A 17,275-nucleotide genomic window follows, 5' to 3' on the forward strand; every position below is an offset into this window, starting at 1 on the left:
AAGGACAAACAAAATTGATTAACACTCCATGTGAACACCTAATAATCAAACAAATAAAATTTCAACCTATAACAATTCCATCAAGAATTTGTTGTAAAAAAAATCAACAAAAAAACTGACTACCAAAACATTACACCACAAAATATTTTATCAAACAATAAATCCTCTAAAGATAACAATCATCAGTTCTACATCACGAGTATGCCCTGGTTTTCGTTCACATCCCTGACACATCCTTATGATCCTGTTAATGGAACAATACCAATTATAGCCCTGGGTAAATACTTTGAAGAAAACGGAGTTTATAAGATACCTGTTGGACTTCAGATACATCATGGAATTATGGATGGGTATCATATGGGATTGTTTTATGAGAAACTTCAGAAAGAACTTAATAATCCGGACTGGCTATCTATTACTCCCTACCTTAAGAAATTGTGACGAATTGAAGCATCCTATATTAAAAAATAATGTCAGGTCTTTTCGACCTGACATTATTGAATTTTTCATGACTATAAATCTTGCTGAAATTAATTGGCAACGAAAAAACCACCAAAAAGCCACTCTTCAGGAAACACCTATTATCCTATATCAATTAACGTTTCACAATTTTATGGATAGTGATTCCATTCTGAGTTTCTATCGTTAATACATATATCCCTGTTCCCAATGCAGCACCTATCTTTCCTTCATCTGTTGCACTACCTGATTCTACCTGAATTCCAAGAACATCGTCTACTTTATATCTGAAAATACCTTTATGTTTAACAGTGATACCTTCACTATTGAACGGATTTGGATAAATATGCACTATCTCCGTTTCTTCAGCTCCCAAACCTGTCACTATTGATGGCTTAAACTCAAGGTAATTTAAATTCATGTAATCAGCGTTGAACAAAATTCTCATCTTATGTTGCCCCTGGGTCAGATCAAGATCCATTACTGAAGTTGTTTCCCAGTTTTGCCACCCGCCAGTATTGGGAATAGTGACAGGCCCTGCGAGATTTTCTCCATCCATTTCAATCTGAAGAGTTTTACCATCATCAGGTGAAGCCACTCTAAGGTCCAGATTATATTTACCGGTTTTTGTTACATTCACAGTATATAATAACCATTCCCCATTCAGAATGTATCCGATATTATATTTCCCTTCCTCGTCCATGGTATTTTCTATATCCACCTCATCATTTCTAAAAGTTGCCCCACCTTCGTTGCCTTTTCTATCGGCTTCCCTGTAAGCAAATCCTTCTCCGCCATCATCATATTCTTCCGCTTCGATTCGCCCGGGAATTGCGTGAGGTATTCCTTTATATGGAGTTGTATTGTCCGTCGCACCTATTAAATTCAATGATCCATCAAAAGCATATGTTTTACCTATCCTGGTAATGTATGTTCTTGAAATATTGCCATACCTAAGCCTCAATGTATCTCCCTGTTGTGATGTTACTGTCGCTTGTGAAAGCTTTCCACTTTTCCAGCTAATTGAATCAATAAGGAATCCACTTCTTGCTCTCAAACCTTTTACATTTCCATTTGACCAGATAGTTGGAAGTGCCGGCAGAAACTGTATCTCATTGTTCTGGCTTTGCATCAGCATTTCATTCACTCCCGAAACCGCACCAAAGTTACCGTCAATCTGAAAAGGAGGATGAGCATCGAAAAGGTTGTTATAGGTACGTTCAGGAGTAATTAACATACGAATGAGCTTATAGGCATGATTTCCGTCTTCCATTCTGGCCCAGAAGTTTATTTTCCAAGCCAGGGACCATCCGGTAGCATCATCACCGCGTTGTGCAAGGGTAACCTTAGCAGCATTCGCCAAAACAGGAGTAGCTCTTAAGGATATCTGATTGCTAGGAAATAGGCCGTACAAATGGGAAATATGGCGATGTTTCTCATTAGGATTATCCCAGTCCTGAAACCATTCCTGTAATTGCCCATAACGTCCAACGCGATGTGGAGGAAGACGGGCAAGAGATGCTTTTACCTGGTTACGAAAGTTATCATCAATATTTAAAATTTCAGATGCTTTGATAACTGTATTAAACAAATCCCGGATAATCTGGATATCCATAGTTGGACCAAAACATGTATAATAGCCACCATGTGCAAGTTCAGGAGAGGTACTTGGAGATGTTACAAGATAATTGTTGCCGCTTATTGGTTCCTGCACAAGACTATTCAGAAAGAATTGAGCACTACTTTTAATAGTAGGATATACATCATTCAGATATGTTTTATCTTTAGAGAATTGATAATGTTCCCAAAGGTTATAGCATAACCAGGCACCTCCTGTAGGCCAATGTCCCCACGCTCCATCTATCGGACCAGTGCGGTTCCACAGATCGGTATTGTGATGAAGCACCCATCCACTATTTACTCCCCAGTGGGCCTGAGCAGATTGCTGACCAGGAGCTACAAGAGCTTTTGTTTTTTCGATCATAGGATGAGCGCATTCCGGAAGATTTCCGGATTCTGTCATCCAATAATTCATCTGGAAATTAATATTGGTAGTATATTTACTTCCCCATGAAGGATACATATCTTTGTTCCATACACCTTGTAAGTTTGCAGGCTGACTTCCTGGTCTCGAACAAGCAATCATAAGGTAGCGACCGAATTGGTAATGCAATCTTACCAGCTGAGGATCATCTGAAGTGCTGAAGTTCGCCACCCTTTGATCAGTAGGCAAACGGGTTGAAGAATTACCAGGCCCGAGGTTGATATCTACTCTGTTAAACAAAGCCTGATAGTCTTCAAGATGAGCATTAAGAAGCTGCGTATAGCTTTTAGCACTGACATTATCAATAAAACTGGCCGCCCTGGCAACCTGATCACCGTTGACATTATTATAGGCATTAAAATTAGATCCGATTGCCAGGATCACTGTAGCACTGTTAGCTCCAGAAACTGTAATACTATTGTTATTAGCTGTTAGTGTTCCTCCTTCTGTCTTCACCTTTACCCTATTCTGGAATTTTACAGCATCTGCCTGTCCGTTAAGAAAAAGCTGATCGTTTCCGACATTAGATATGGTAACCGGCGTCTGAGGAGAATCCATGCTTGTGGAAAAAGTTATTTTACCTGGCTGACTGGCAGTGAGACGAATTACTATTATCTGATCTGGATAACTGGCAAAGTATTCACGTGTATAATTTACCCCTGCATAGGAGTATGTAGTTTTGGCAATGGCTGTACGAAGATTTAGCTCACGGTAATAGTTAGTAGCAATATGTCCGGGAAAGTTCAGGTAAAGATTTCCCACAGGCATAAAACGTTCCTGTCCGGAGCCGATCATATTACCTACAGTTGCATCTGCTGCTGCATAATTTCCTGCGAATATCTGATTCCTTGCTGTCGCAAGTGAACTGGCTGCCCCTGCTTTGTTATTATTGCCTGGATTTCCACTCCAAACTGTACACTCATTCAAGCCAATAACATCTCTTGACACTATTCCATATACCATTCCTCCTAAACGACCGTTGCCAATAGGCAAAGCATCAGTAAAAACAGTCCCGGCATCTTTGTTATACCATAAGGTAAGGTCTCCCGGATTCTGACCTTTTATATGTCCGACAACCAGAACGACCAGACACAGTATGGCCGACAGTTTATATTTATTTATATCCATGAAAGTTTATTTAATAAAAAAAACTCAATAATTCATTGAACTTCTTATCATCATTCATCAGGCTTCATATCCAATCTTCTTCACAAGCCTTTCACAACCTGATGCAGACAATACACCATTCGATAATGACTACAAATGACTACAGAGTCTTACAGATTTTTTTTTATAACAGATATAGGCATTGCTGAATGGGTTCTTTAAAGAATAGTCCTACAATCATTCAAAAGGTTTAGTAAACAAGAGTTTTTAAAAAAATATAAGTCATTGGAGTGTAAAATACTGCTCTTACAATAATGTAATCTTGAGTATTATTCTTTGATGCTCCATAATATGTAAAAAGAAAAAGATCACTGTTGTTCGATTTGTACTTTAAGCTTAAAGTATCGGACTCCAGTGCGATAAAAAAAATATTACAACTTGGAATAAGGTGCTGAGGACTGCAATCTTATTCCATAATTTTTCCATTCACGTGCTACAATGAAGCAGATCTTTTCGTGATCTGCAAAGGTTGCAGACCACGAAAAATTTCATATGTCCAAAATTAACCTCCTGTTATTTTTTCAGAATCTTAAAAACATTAGAGTTCCCATTATTGGTCACTCTCAATAAATACATTCCTGATTGAAGGTTTTCTCCAATGCTTTTTTCACCTTCCCCTGTTCCTCCAAACAATACGGTTCCACTCATATCAGAGAGTTCGTATTTGAATTCCTTTGGGTATTTCAGGATAATACCATTTTCAAATGGATTCGGATATATAGCATGATCTTGGTCCGTTTTTTCATTCACTCCGGTAACTACCTCCTGAATCACTACAGTAATTGGGCCAGATGAAGTAACTGCTCCTTTATCATCAGTTGCTTGGGCAGTGATCGTATAAATTCCTGCCAGCATGCCTGACCAATCATAGCTAAAAGGTGAAGTATTGTCTGTTCCAAGAAATGTTGAACCATGATAGAAATCAACTTTAACAATACTTCCATCTGCATCAGAAGCTGAAGCATTAAGCTCCACTGTTTGAAGGGTATTGAACATACTATTATCTGATGGTCCTGTAATAGTCACTTCCGGAGGAATATTGGCCAGAGTAAAGGTTACAAAATTGAGGTTGATATAGTCTACATCCCCTATAGTTAACCGCATGATCTTCTGGCCTGCGTTGAGCTGTATATTACTTACTCTGACAGTCTGCCAGATTTGCCAGCCTGTAGTATTGGGAATAGCTACGTTACTTGCTATATTCGCACCATCCATACTTACGGATAAAGTTCTTCCTTCTCCATTGCAAGCTATGCGGAGATCCATATTGTATAGACCTGATTTCTGAACGTTGACTGTATACTCCAGCCATTCTCCAGAAGTTGCCCAACCAACATTGTAGCTAGCTCCGACATCCGTGCAATTTTCAATATCTACATCCTCATCATTTCTAAAAGAAACTCCTGTTTCGCTTCCAGGAGTCCTGTCAAAATATGCGAAGCCATTACCACCCACATCAAAAGCCTCAGCCTGGATTGTACCTGGAATTAAATGAACCACATTATTATATGCAGCCTGAGCAACGTTTACTTTAAGTGTGACTGCTGATGATGTTGCTTTTGTGCCTGCATTATCAGTTGCTACAGCTGTAATGATATAAGTTCCTGCCGGTACGTTTGTCCATGAATAGGCATAAGGGGCACTCCCATCTTCTCCCAGCTTAGTGGCTCCGTTAAAAAATTCAATTTTAGATATAGTTCCGTTTGGATCTGAAGCCGTTGCCGTAATATTAATTGCAGCAGGGGCAGTAAAAGATGCATTGGTAGCAGGGGCAGTAATTGCTACAGACGGAGTTCCATACTTAAAAAGAAAAGGTAAAATTTCCTGTAAGTCTTGTCTCCAGCATACAAAACTATGAGATCCAGAATGTTCCCAGTAATTTACTGTAATACCATTAGCACGCAACAGTTTCATAGTTTCAGCCCCGTTATTGTAAGCAATATCACTGGTTCCACCTTGCCCGTAGTAGAAATAGCGCATGCTCTGTTCAATTTTTGCACCATTGGAAGCAAGGTACGTTCTCATTACATTATAAATATTGTCGCCGATAAACCAACCAGAACTAAATACACCCAGATAACCAAAAAGGTCATAGCGGTATAAACCGGCATCCAGCACTTGTAAACCTCCCCATGACAGGCCAGCCAGAGCACGGCTGTCTTTTTCAGGTTTTACCCTATAAGTCTTTTCTACAAAAGGTATTATATCGTCACAGAGTTCACGGGTAAAGAGGTTGGGGGCAAAATCCGGGGCATCAGGCATTACAACAATCATTGGAACCGCTTTGCCTGAGGAAATGGCCTGGTCCAAAATAGCTTTAGCATTCCCATCAACGGGATTGGCCCATGTATAGTAACGCTGGCCTCCTCCATGCATGAGATAGAATGTGGGATAATAGGTATTCTGATTATATCCATCCGGCAGGTAAACATTCATTTTCCGGTTACTATTCATTGTTTTGGAAAAGTACGTTACCTCAGTAATGCTACTTGCTGCATAGCAATAAATGCCTGATCCTAAAGTAAGAATCAGGCATAAAAATAATTTCAATTTATTGGTCATCAAAGATCAGAATTAAAATAGCATAATATGATTCATTTTTAATAAACTTATTAACCAGAAGCAGGATGAAGACGAATACCTGCAACTATTCTTTTACAACATTATACACCTTAACTAAGTCATTTTGCTTTATCTTTAAGATGTAGGCCCCTTTGGGATAATTTTTACGAATATGTATTTCACCTAAACTTGTCCCATCTTCTAATACCATACCTTCCATATTTAACAACTGATAGTCATACTCTCCGGTGATGTTACATTGAATTTTATCAGTGAAAGGGTTAGGGTAAATCGCAATAGTTTCTTTTTGGGAAGACTCCATTCCCGTGACTATAGCATTTTTAAATTCAACCCAGTTCAGGTTCATATAATCTGATTCAAAAACAATCCGCATTACCTTTTGGCCTGAAGTTAGGTTGATATTGGGGACAGTAATAGTTTCCCATTTTTGCCAGCCCCCTGTATTTGGAACAGTGATGGCCCCTGTAATGTCTTCATTGTCCATTTCCACATGAAAGGTTCTTCCTGCACCATCCGCTGCCACCCGCAGATTTAAATCATATTTATCTGTGGCAGTTACATTTACCGTATATTCCAGCCACTCTCCTGAAAGAATATATCCAACGTTATAGGAGCCTGAGATATCTCCTGTTTGTTCTATATCCACTTCATCATTTCTTAAAGTGGCCAGCCCTTCGTTTCCATTTGTATTAGCTTCATGATATGCAAATCCTTCCCCACCCTCATCATAATGTTCCGCTTCTATTATTCCAGGAATTGGCCACGGGGAGCCTTTATAAGGCCCCTGAGGAACATATACAGTTATAGAGATTTCTGAAGAACGTTTATTTCCCTGACTGTCTGTAACAGTAGCTGTGATCGTATGTGATCCGCTGGCGGCAGGTGTGTATTTTACCGAATAAGGAGCGTCTTTGTCAACCCCTATTGATTTTCCATCATAAAAGAACTCTACAGATACAAGAGTGCCGCTTTGGGCTTGAGCATTAGCTGAAACTGTAATTTCATTACCCGTAAAAAGAATATCTGTGCTCTTTGGTGAAGTAATCGTAACAGAAGGACCACCTGATGAAAAACTCCAGTGATCAACATTGAATAGACTCGTTCCGCTCCCTTTAAATACAAGATAGACATTGTGCACACCAGTTGTCTGATTCACTGAGGTATTAACAGTCTGCCATGTCTGAAACCCGCCCGTGTTGGGAACCTGTAAGGTTCCGATTAATGTTCCCGTTGCACTCCCTAATCTGATTTCGATGGTTCCGCCTGTTTTATTGCTTGCTACACTTGCAGAGAATCTTCCTGCACCTGCTGAGCCAAAATCAACTCCTTCCACCATTACCCAATCACCGTTATCGATATACGCCAGGTTCATACCTCCTGCACTGCAAACTTCAGTTTTAATGCCTTTATGGTCACTCATGGTTTCTCCTTCTACTCGTACATAAGGATCAAGGTATTTAATCTGTTTAACACCATTCACTGTATTTACCATCTGTACAATGGTTCCATCCTGTCTGTGTGAAAAAGCATCAATGGCTAAGTTTCTGTGATAAGCCATTCCCACTCCTGTTTGAGAGGCAACAATGCGATTATGATACATTTGATACCATTGACCATTAAGAAAGAAATTAGCGTGGTGGTTATTGTTATTATTGGTTGGCGGTTGCGGCGAAAGTACTCCTCCATAAGTAAAACCAGACATAGGATTGTTGCTCACCATGTAATCAATTCTCATGCCTGCACTTGGCGTTGTAGAATAGGAAAAATAGTATTTCCCATTATGCTTGTGCATCCATGCTGCTTCAAAAAAATTGGGCACTGTGAATTTACCGGCAGATCCGCTTGTACTGATCATATCATTATTCAGCTTAATCACACGAAGGTTGTTGTCTCCGTTCCCTCCGAAATACATGTATGCCTGACCATCATCATCAATAAAAGTCATTGGGTCGAACAGCCAGCCGTTAAAAGGTTGAACTCCCGATGTATTGCCATTTACAATGTTACGGCCTACAGGATCTTTAAAAGGACCGATAGGGCTATCGGAAACTGCCACACCTATAGCACTTCCACCATTCCCAAAATAGAGGTAAAACTTTCCATTCCGATAGGCAGGTGAAGGTGCCCAGCTCAGGCCTGACCAGGATGCATCTCGTGGCACATCGAAGACTATCCCATGGTCTGTCCAGTTTTTCAGGTCACTGCTCGACACACAAACGATAGAACTCATATCATAACTATCATCATCGTTTTCATCATCATTAGAACAATACACATAAACCCTACCATTGTAAACAAGGGCCCCAGGATCAGCCAAAAAACGGTATCCAACTATCGGATAATCAGCAAAAGATTTATTACAGATTCCCAGAAAAATTAAGATGAGTACTGAATGTAGTATTTTCATAAAACATAATTTTGAATCAATACAATAGATTAAGTTGAGTTCTGATGATTATTATTGTTTAAGTATTTTAGCTGCCTTCATGCCTTTTTCGCTGGTAAGTTTCAACAGATACTGACCTTTGGGAAGAGACTTTCCAACTGTAGCATTACTATATAGAATACCAGACTCTAACTCACGCCCTGTAAGATCCAGAATTTGGTATTCCGTTTTTTCATCACAGATAATCTGAAGGACTTCCTGGAAAGGATTGGGAAATAACCTGACAGGTGAGTTGTTTTCCTTTTCCAGATCTGTAATAACTTCATTTGTAAATTCAATCCAGTTCAGATTCATATAATCTGAATCGAAAACAATCCGCATCACATGCTTGCCTTTCATAAGCTCGATACCAGGCACAGCAATGGTTTCCCAGTTCTGCCATCCTCCTGTATTTGGCAAAGAAACAACTCCGGTAATATCCTTTCCATCCATTTCTACATGAAATGTTTTGCCTGTTCCATCTGCTGCCACTCTGAACTTCACATCGTAGATTCCTGTTTCAGTTACATTTACAGTGTATTCAAGCCATTCTCCTTTAAGAATATAACCTATGTTAAAAGAACCAGAAACGTCCCCTGTCCTTTCAATGTCAACTTCATCATTTCTAAAAGTCGCTCCTCCTTCGTTACCATTTGTATTGACCTCATGAAAAGAAACCCCTTCACCTCCTTCATCATAATCCTCTGCTTCTATCATTCCAGGAATGGAATGAGAATTACCATTAAAAGGTCCTTTGGGAACATTTACAGTTACACTTACCTGGCTTTCTGAAGTTCTTCCTGCATTATCTGTAGCAATTACCCTCAAAAGATGAATGCCCGCCGATACTTTCATCCAGTTGTAGGAATAAGGATAAGAATTATCAGAACCGAGCAAGGTATTTCCATTATAAAACTGAACGTTTGCTATGGTTCCTGCAGTAGTAATTGCAGTAGCAGTTATATTTATATCTGATCCTGCATTAAAGCGTGTCCCATTTGCCGGACTTGTAATTGAGACTACAGGACCTACATTCTGGGCTTCAGTAATATTAGCTCCTACCCGGAAAAAGTCAAAATCAACATAACCTCCGCTTGATTTAGTGGCATAAGAAAACAATCCGAACCGATACCCCACAAAATGCTCCAGATCATAATTCATTTGAAGTGTTGAACCAATTGCGGTCCAGGTAGAGCCATTTAAACTGTAATAAAAATAAGCTTTATCAGTCCTGTTGGTAAAATCAAAATCTATCCTCAGATAAACAGTATTTTGATTTACAGGAACACTGGCCACTTCAACAGGTGTCCCGCTAAAACCTGTTCCATTTACCATTACAATACTTTTACTTGTACCGGTCATCTTTACCCCCACCAAACCATATTTATTTTGAAGAGCCACCAATCCTGCATAATCTCCATCCTTCAAACCTGAGACATCTATAGAAACATAACCAGAACATTTCGGACCAAAGGTTCTTTGGGTCAAAGTGTTAGTAGTACGAAGCACATTAGCATCCGTACGTTCGTTTGTTAACCGTAAATAACCACTACGTTGGGTCAGTGACCAGTAATTGTTCTGAGGATTATGATTCCATTGCCATTGTAGTTTTAATGGAGGTGCAGCGCTAAATTCATCTGAAGTAATAATTCCTTTCAGTGATCCTGCCCCTTTGGGAATATCCAGAGTAGCCGGTACCTGTCCGTTTACCCCTACTGTTGGCCATCCATTGCTCCAGGTTACAGGCATCAGGTCAGGGATACGACCTACGGCACCATGATCGTGAAAAAACATTGCATACCATTTTCCATCTGGCGTGTCGATATATTCTCCCTGAGCAGAACCATTAGAAGATTGAAAGGCTATCCGGCCTGTATAAGTGCCGGCAACACTCCCTGAACGGTGAATGATCTGAGTACGTCCCTTTCCCGAAGGCCAGCAGATATTGGACACATAATATTGTCCGTTAATTTTCTGCATCCTGGTACCTTCAGCAGTCAATATCATATTGCTTCCAGCTACGGATGAAGCTTTAGAGATGATGACTTTGTTTACTCCCCCTGGCTGTTCTCCTGTCAAGTCTGGTTTCATTTCAGTCAGCTGAATATTATCATGACCATAAGCAAAATATACTTTACCATCATCATCAAAGAAAAGAGAATGATCATGATACACTTTATTTAAAGTAATCGTAGTCCACGGTCCAGTTTCAATATTGGTAGTTTTGTAGATATAAGTTTTTCCGGTAGAATAGGAAAAAGAACTGACATAGAATGTTCCTTTATAATAGTTGATGCTGCTGGCCCAGGTACCTCCGCTATAGGCTTCCATTCCAGCATTGAGATTCAATGCATCAGTATTAGCCATAACGGGATAGCAATAGTTTACGACCTCCCAGTTCACCAGGTCTTTTGACTTCATGATGGGTACTCCCGGGTTGAAGTGCATGGTGGTACTGCTCATGTAGTACGTATCACCTACCCTGACAAAATCAGGATCAGGAACATCCGCAAAAATAATGGGGTTAGTTGCCATCTGGCCGGTAACATCACCTGCAACAAAAGAAAAAAAAGCAAGTAAAAAGAAGTGGTATAACATTGTTTTCATAGACAGCTTTCAAAATAATGTCCCCTACAAAACAGCTTAAGATTTAGTAAACAAAAAGAAGAAAAAATGTAATTTTGATAAGGAATCTAAATGAACATTCCGGCACTTTTAACATTTCAAAGAATAAGTCTGCTCCTTCCTGAGGGGAGTATTTACAATCATCGGTTTTTGTAACCCATCAAGCAAAATAATTTTAATTTAGCTTGCCAATTACAATAAGAGATTGAATAAAAATAAAAAAGGACAAACCAGCACTTTGACTGATTTGTCCTAGTGGGACGTACTGGACTCGAACCAGTGGCCCCCACGTTGTCGACGTGATGCTCTGAACCAACTGAGCTAACATCCCATAATATGAATGCGAATTACATATTATTTATTTATAAATGCAAATTGAAATTTCAACTCTATGCATTTTTTCCTGAATGGTCCAATTTTAATTCAGTTTGTCCTGAATAAGATTTGAAAGAAGGAATAAAGGACAAAAATGTTATCCCAATGATAAATATAATACCCAATGTCAAAGTACTTGGTCTCATGCTTCCTGTCAGTTCTTCTATTGCCCCAAAAAGAAAAAGTCCGAAAAAGCAGGATAATTTTTCCGCCACATCATAGAAACTAAAATAGGAAGCATGATCTGTGGTCTGTTCCGGAATCAGTTTTGCATAAGTAGATCTGGATATTGACTGAACTCCTCCCATTATAAATCCTACCACTACTGCCAACCCATAAAACTGAACATCCGTTTTTACAAAATATGCAGCTATACAAACAAGTACCCATATCATATTAATATAACGCAAGGTACTGATATTACCGATTTTGCCTGACAGTTTCGCACTCAGATTTGCACCAACAATAGCAAGAAGCTGGATAATGAGGATAACAATGATCAGTTCACTCATCTTAAGATTAAGCTCTCCTTCTGCAAATATTACCGCCATGTACATTACAGTCTGTACTCCAAGATTGTAAAAGAAAAATCCGGGCAGGAAAATTTTAAGGTATCTTTCTTTTCTGACTTCTGAAAGTACTTTATTAAGTTCTCTGAATCCGCTCCATAACCAGTTACCCTGACTTTCTTTCTTATAAACATTCGATGGCAGATAATAAAAAGAATACTGAGCAAAGAGAAACCACCATATTCCAACAGAGAGAAAAGAAATTCTTGCTGCCAGTCCTGAATAAAACGACTTCGCCTGTTCTTTAGCTTCCGGATTGGCAAGGCCTGAAGCCATCAATTCATCCACCTTTCCATCAACATTAAAATATAGATCAGGCATAGTTAACATTGTGATATTAAAAATAAGAAGCAGTACACTTCCGATATATCCCATAGCAAAACCACGCGCACTAAGCCTGTCATACTGATCTTCCGTTGCTATCTCAGGAAGAAAAGAATTATAAAATACTATACTACCGCTGTATCCCAATCCTGCCAAAATAAAAGCTAATATGGATGTTGTTAAAGTAAACTGAGAAAGGACTCCGGCATCTTTATGGAAAAAGAAGAGATATGCACACCCTAAACTTCCCAGATAGCAAAACATCTGCATAAAAAACTTTTTCTTTCCTGTATTATCTGCTATTGGAGTTAATATGGGGCTTAAAATGGCTGCAAGCAAAAATACTGCTGCCAGCGAAAATGAATAAAGTGCTGAGCTATAAAACTCAAATCCCAGGAAATTTACTTTATCCGGCCTTTCGGGCATAACAGCTGCATAATAGCTTGGAAATATTGCAGTGGTAATAGTAAGGGAATAAACAGAATTAGCCCAGTCATACATGCACCAGGCATTCTGTATTTTTTTATTATTCTTCATTGATATATAGCGGATTACTTGCTTTACTGTGGGTTTATTACCAGGATTTGCCCAATTAATTTTATCTGCAAAATAAGAAAAAAGCAATAAATGATTTACCTTGGTTTCCTATTAATTACATTCATCGTTTTACGTAATGTCCTTTCTTAAGATATCAAATCTTTCTAAAAAATACGCAAATCAACCTGAATCTGCAGTTACCAATGTATCATTTGAATGCAACGAAGGAGAATTCATTGCAATAGTTGGGGAAAACGGTTCCGGAAAATCTACTCTGTTAAAGCTCATCAATGGATTAATAGAACCAGACCAGGGAAGTGTTTTTCTTGAAAATAAAAAAGTTAAAGGTCCTTCCGAAAACCTTGTCCCGGGTCACCCTGATATCAACCTGCTTTTTCAGGAATTCAATCTTTTTCCAAAACATACTGTAAAAGAAAATATCACCTACCAGTTGAGGTATTTTTCCAAAGATGCACAGGACGAGCGGTTGAATGAACTTATTAAAGTCTGTAAACTTGAAGGTCTTGAAAACAAACTACCTTCTGAGCTTTCAGGTGGTCAGCACCAGAGAGTTGCTTTGGCAAGGGCCATGTCTGACAGGCCTAAGCTTCTATTGATGGATGAACCCTTCAGCAATCTGGATGTAATGCTGAAAGACCAGATTAAAATACAGGTATTGGATCATTTACGGAAAGAAGGTCAAACCCTGATATTCATTACCCATGATCTGGGGGATGCATTAAGTCTGGCGGACAGGATCATGATCATGAGGGCTGGACAGATAGTACAACTTGATGTACCTGAAAAAATATATGAGAAGCCTGTTGATGAATATTCGGCATATTTATTTGGAAAAGTAAATATTTTTGATGCTGAAAATTTCTTTCAAAGCACAGGTATTACAGGATGTAAACCAACAAAATCAAAAATCAGCATTAGACCTGAACATTTCAGCATTACTAAAGACGACAAGGGTGATTTCAAAGCTACTGTTGAAAGAATATATTACAGAGGTGACAGCTATGAAGTTGTAGCAACTGTAAAAAATGAAATTACAATACGTATCAATACCAGAAAAAAGAACATCTTTCCGGGAAATGAGATAATGGTGAAACTAATTAAATCCAAGATTCATTTTGTGGATTGAATGAAATTGTAGAGACGCCATGCTGGCGTCTCCCTGTTCACCATGTGCTGAATTTAATTTGCCTTCACCTTTGAATAATGCCTGCTATATTTCCATTGTTATTTATTATCACCGTTTCTTGAGATGCCAGCATGGCGTCTCTACACCATCCTTTTCCTATTTATTATGAATAAAACGGCAGCTCCTATAATCACTAACAAAGGCCAGATATAAGTTAAACCTATCGCAAGACTCATAACTCCATCCCACCCTGAGCTGAATGCTTCTTTAAACCTCACCAACATTCCAACTTCCGTCATGTCAGGTTCAGGAACATATTCTATCTTTTGATAAAATTTTACAGCTATCGTGCTATAACTGACCTGATCTTTCAAATAATTAAGCCTGTCCACCTTTGCTTCAATTTCTTCATGAAGCGAAGCAATTTGTTGCTCTGCTAGCAGAACTTCCTCCAAAGTTTTGGCATTATTCCTCAATAGTTCAATATACCTTTGTTCCACCTCTCGCTTGGATTTTAACCTGGAGGTTACATCAACGAATTCTTCGGAAACATCTTCTGAGGTGATCGTTTTTTCATTCATAAACAATGCCTCTTTTGATAATATTCTGATCATAGTATCAAAAGCAGAAGCCGGCACACGAAGAATCATTTTATATGAATGTTCATAATTGCCGGTCAAAAGCTCTGAGCTTTCCATGAAACCATTCAACTGATTTACCTGAAATTCCAGCTCGGCTGTTGTCTTCTGAAGATCCTTTGTTTCAAATTTTATATTGGCTTTGCGGATGATTTTTCCTGGGGCTTTAATCCGGCTATCTTTTCTTACATCTATCGAAACTACCTCTTGCGATTGGTTTGCAATGTCCGAGGCTTCTGCCTTTTCTTCTTTTTGAGCGCAGGAGGAAAATATATTAACAAAGAATAATGAAATAGCAATGATTCGTTTCATAAGGAAAGTATTTTAAAGGGATAAAAAGAAAAATCTTCCGGAAAGAGATCCGGAAGATTAACAGTAAAAAATATGCTATTTCGCAGCCGGCGCATCACTGTCGATTTCCTCTGATACTTTTTCCAGTTCTGATTTAATAAGAGAATCTTTTGATGTGGGTTCAATTTCTGAAGGATCAATTTCCTCTACATGCGCTTTTTGTGTCGTATCTGCAGGTTTTCCTGCTTTACCGTAATTATTAAATGATAAAAAGTCACATGATGTAAGTAAACAAGAAGCAGCTATAGCTGCAAGGATCATTAAATTTCTCATAGGTATATTTGTTAAATTTTACACTTCATCCATTTTTTTATCGAGGGTAACCCATATAAAAAAAATATTTTAAAATTGGGTTACCTGATTTTCGTTTGTGTATTAAAAGGGCAAAATTTAAAGGAATGGACTTTATTTCTGATGAGAAGCTGATTGAAGGAATGTACAATCATCCTTCTTCCGGAGCGCTGGAAATTCTTTACAAAAGACATTTTCCTATGATTAACCGGATGGTGGTTAAAAACAATGGTTCTGAAAATGAAGCCAGGGATATCTACCAGGAAGCTTTTATTATTTTCTATGAAAAAATGAAAAGTGAAAATTTCAAACTTCAATGTCAGCCTAAGACATTCCTTTATTCCATTTGTAGAAATCTCTGGCTGAAAAAGCTAACAGAGAAGAAACGTTTTCCTGTAGTTACAAATGAATCTGAAAACTTTATTTCTGTCGAAGATGAAGTTTATGAAGCTGAGCATAGAGAAAACGAATTTATAAAACTGCAATCTGCATTAAACCTGATTGGAGAACCTTGCAAAGGATTACTTGAAGACTTTTATATGCATCAAAAGTCGATGGAAGAAATAAGTATAAAATTCCGGTATACCAATGCAGACAATGCAAAAAACCAGAAGTACAAATGTCTTCAAAGGTTAAAAAAAATATTCTTCAACCAATCTAAAGAAACAGAAAGTTATGAAGCCTGAACTATGGGATGAAATTGAAAAATTCCTTAAAGGAGAATTAAATCCACAGGAAACATCGGTATTTCAGGCTAAACTGAAATCTGATTCTGCATTCAGAGAAAAGTTTGAACAACATAATGAACTGCTGAATACCTTTCAGCAATATTCAGAAAGACAAGCGCTGCAACAAAGGTTGGATGCTATTCCTTTAAAAAAGAAACTTAGCAGATTCCGGATAAACGTAAAAACATATGCAGTGGCAGCTTCTCTGACCTCTTTATTTACCCTGTTCGGAGGTTATTTTTATTTGAAATCAAATAACAATAATGATGAGTACAAAGCACTGAAAAAAGATGTTGATCATATCCGAACATGGCAACAGGTTATTACGAAAAAGCTTAGCACTCCTGGATATAATGCGTCTGTTACCGGCCTGCTCCTGAATAACAAAGGTTATATTCTCACAACTGCTCACGGTCTCAAGGGAGCTGATAAACTAGAAGTTGAAAACAATACAGAATCTTTCAAAGCCAGAATTATTAAGCTTGATGAAGTTAATGATCTTGCTTTGCTAAAAATTTCTGACTCCCTGACAGACTTTCCTGCTCCTGCTTACAACTTTTATACTAAGGCACCTGAGATTGTTGAAAAAGCTTTCATACTTGGTTACCCTGATAAAGATATGGTTTACGGTGAAGGTGTGATCGTTTGCACCAATGGATTTAATGGGGATACCACTTCTTTCCAGCTGAATATATTTGCAAACCCTGGAAACAGTGGAAGTCCCGTATTCAATGATAAAGGTGAATTGATTGGAATGATTAAGGGAAAACCAAAAGATTCCCCAGGAGCTTCTTATGCAGTTAAATCTGAAATCATTCAGGAGTTTATTAAAAACTCAAAGGAAGACTTAAAACTAAATAAGAAAAACAAGCTTAAAACACTGAACAGAAAGGAAAAAGCTAAGCATTTGGATCAATATATTTTTAAGGTGAAGATATATTAAAAAATTTCGATTGTGATATGAGTAAAATTTATGTTAATTGAACTTCAAGCAATAAATCAATTGTTTGAA

At 38.3% G+C, this 17,275-nt stretch carries 10 protein-coding genes, 1 tRNA gene and 1 pseudogene; 4 read left to right on the forward strand and 8 right to left on the reverse strand.

What is annotated here, in order from left to right; all coding sequences use genetic code 11:
* Positions 1–99: 99 nt before the first annotated feature.
* A pseudogene (locus tag MYP_RS10415) lies at positions 100–441 on the forward strand (CatA-like O-acetyltransferase); the annotation flags it as partial.
* A gap of 154 nt (positions 442–595) precedes the next feature.
* Here the strand turns inward: MYP_RS10415 and MYP_RS10420 are convergent.
* From MYP_RS10420 to MYP_RS10445, 6 genes are all read right to left on the reverse strand, one after another.
* Complete coding sequence (locus MYP_RS10420; RefSeq protein ID WP_052430093.1) at positions 596–3,631, reverse strand: glycosyl hydrolase family 95 catalytic domain-containing protein; 3,036 nt, start codon at positions 3,629–3,631, stop codon at positions 596–598.
* A 552-nt stretch (positions 3,632–4,183) separates the two neighbouring features.
* Positions 4,184–6,232, reverse strand: coding sequence for an Ig-like domain-containing protein (locus tag MYP_RS24965; protein WP_052430094.1), 2,049 nt, complete (start codon positions 6,230–6,232; stop codon positions 4,184–4,186).
* Positions 6,233–6,317: 85 nt separating this feature from the next.
* Complete coding sequence (locus MYP_RS25695; protein ID WP_081990478.1) at positions 6,318–8,660, reverse strand: carbohydrate-binding protein; 2,343 nt, start codon at positions 8,658–8,660, stop codon at positions 6,318–6,320.
* A gap of 51 nt (positions 8,661–8,711) precedes the next feature.
* Positions 8,712–11,285, reverse strand: a complete 2,574-nt coding sequence (locus tag MYP_RS25700) for a family 43 glycosylhydrolase (RefSeq protein WP_081990479.1) — start codon at positions 11,283–11,285, stop codon at positions 8,712–8,714.
* 274 nt (positions 11,286–11,559) lie between these two features.
* Positions 11,560–11,634, reverse strand: a tRNA-Val gene (locus MYP_RS10440).
* 58 nt (positions 11,635–11,692) lie between these two features.
* Entirely contained in the window at positions 11,693–13,108 is a 1,416-nt protein-coding gene (locus MYP_RS10445; RefSeq protein WP_045463812.1) for an MFS transporter, read from the reverse strand.
* A 136-nt stretch (positions 13,109–13,244) separates the two neighbouring features.
* On the opposite strand from MYP_RS10445, the gene MYP_RS10450 reads away from it, so the two are divergent.
* Complete coding sequence (locus MYP_RS10450; protein WP_045462762.1) at positions 13,245–14,255, forward strand: ABC transporter ATP-binding protein; 1,011 nt, start codon at positions 13,245–13,247, stop codon at positions 14,253–14,255.
* A 140-nt stretch (positions 14,256–14,395) separates the two neighbouring features.
* Here MYP_RS10450 and MYP_RS10455 read toward each other — a convergent pair whose 3' ends face one another.
* A complete protein-coding gene (locus MYP_RS10455; protein WP_045462764.1) occupies positions 14,396–15,205 on the reverse strand; it encodes a DUF4349 domain-containing protein in 810 nt (269 codons plus the stop codon).
* 75 nt (positions 15,206–15,280) lie between these two features.
* Complete coding sequence (locus tag MYP_RS10460; protein ID WP_045462766.1) at positions 15,281–15,517, reverse strand: hypothetical protein; 237 nt, start codon at positions 15,515–15,517, stop codon at positions 15,281–15,283.
* Between the two features lie 125 nt (positions 15,518–15,642).
* On the opposite strand from MYP_RS10460, the gene MYP_RS10465 reads away from it, so the two are divergent.
* Both MYP_RS10465 and MYP_RS24970 read left to right on the forward strand, forming a co-directional pair.
* Positions 15,643–16,221, forward strand: a complete 579-nt coding sequence (locus MYP_RS10465) for an RNA polymerase sigma factor (protein WP_045463815.1) — start codon at positions 15,643–15,645, stop codon at positions 16,219–16,221.
* Positions 16,211–17,206: a S1 family peptidase gene (locus MYP_RS24970; RefSeq protein ID WP_052430095.1), complete on the forward strand. Its 996-nt coding sequence runs from the start codon at positions 16,211–16,213 to the stop codon at positions 17,204–17,206. The genes MYP_RS10465 and MYP_RS24970 overlap by 11 nt, the downstream gene beginning before the upstream one ends.
* Positions 17,207–17,275 lie beyond the last annotated feature (69 nt).

This window comes from Sporocytophaga myxococcoides (assembly GCF_000775915.1).
Lineage (GTDB): Bacteria > Bacteroidota > Bacteroidia > Cytophagales > Cytophagaceae > Sporocytophaga > Sporocytophaga myxococcoides_A.

Excerpts from the sequence above, each read along its gene's own strand:
- MYP_RS10420 (WP_052430093.1), bottom strand. The coding sequence starts at position 3,631 with ATGGATATAAATAAATATAAACTGTCGGCCATACTGTGTCTGGTCGTT.
- MYP_RS24965 (WP_052430094.1), bottom strand. The coding sequence starts at position 6,232 with ATGACCAATAAATTGAAATTATTTTTATGCCTGATTCTTACTTTAGGA.
- MYP_RS25695 (WP_081990478.1), bottom strand. The coding sequence starts at position 8,660 with ATGAAAATACTACATTCAGTACTCATCTTAATTTTTCTGGGAATCTGT.
- MYP_RS25700 (WP_081990479.1), bottom strand. The coding sequence starts at position 11,285 with ATGAAAACAATGTTATACCACTTCTTTTTACTTGCTTTTTTTTCTTTT.
- MYP_RS10445 (WP_045463812.1), bottom strand. The coding sequence starts at position 13,108 with ATGAAGAATAATAAAAAAATACAGAATGCCTGGTGCATGTATGACTGG.
- MYP_RS10450 (WP_045462762.1), top strand. The coding sequence starts at position 13,245 with ATGTCCTTTCTTAAGATATCAAATCTTTCTAAAAAATACGCAAATCAA.
- MYP_RS10455 (WP_045462764.1), bottom strand. The coding sequence starts at position 15,205 with ATGAAACGAATCATTGCTATTTCATTATTCTTTGTTAATATATTTTCC.
- MYP_RS10460 (WP_045462766.1), bottom strand. The coding sequence starts at position 15,517 with ATGAGAAATTTAATGATCCTTGCAGCTATAGCTGCTTCTTGTTTACTT.
- MYP_RS10465 (WP_045463815.1), top strand. The coding sequence starts at position 15,643 with ATGGACTTTATTTCTGATGAGAAGCTGATTGAAGGAATGTACAATCAT.
- MYP_RS24970 (WP_052430095.1), top strand. The coding sequence starts at position 16,211 with ATGAAGCCTGAACTATGGGATGAAATTGAAAAATTCCTTAAAGGAGAA.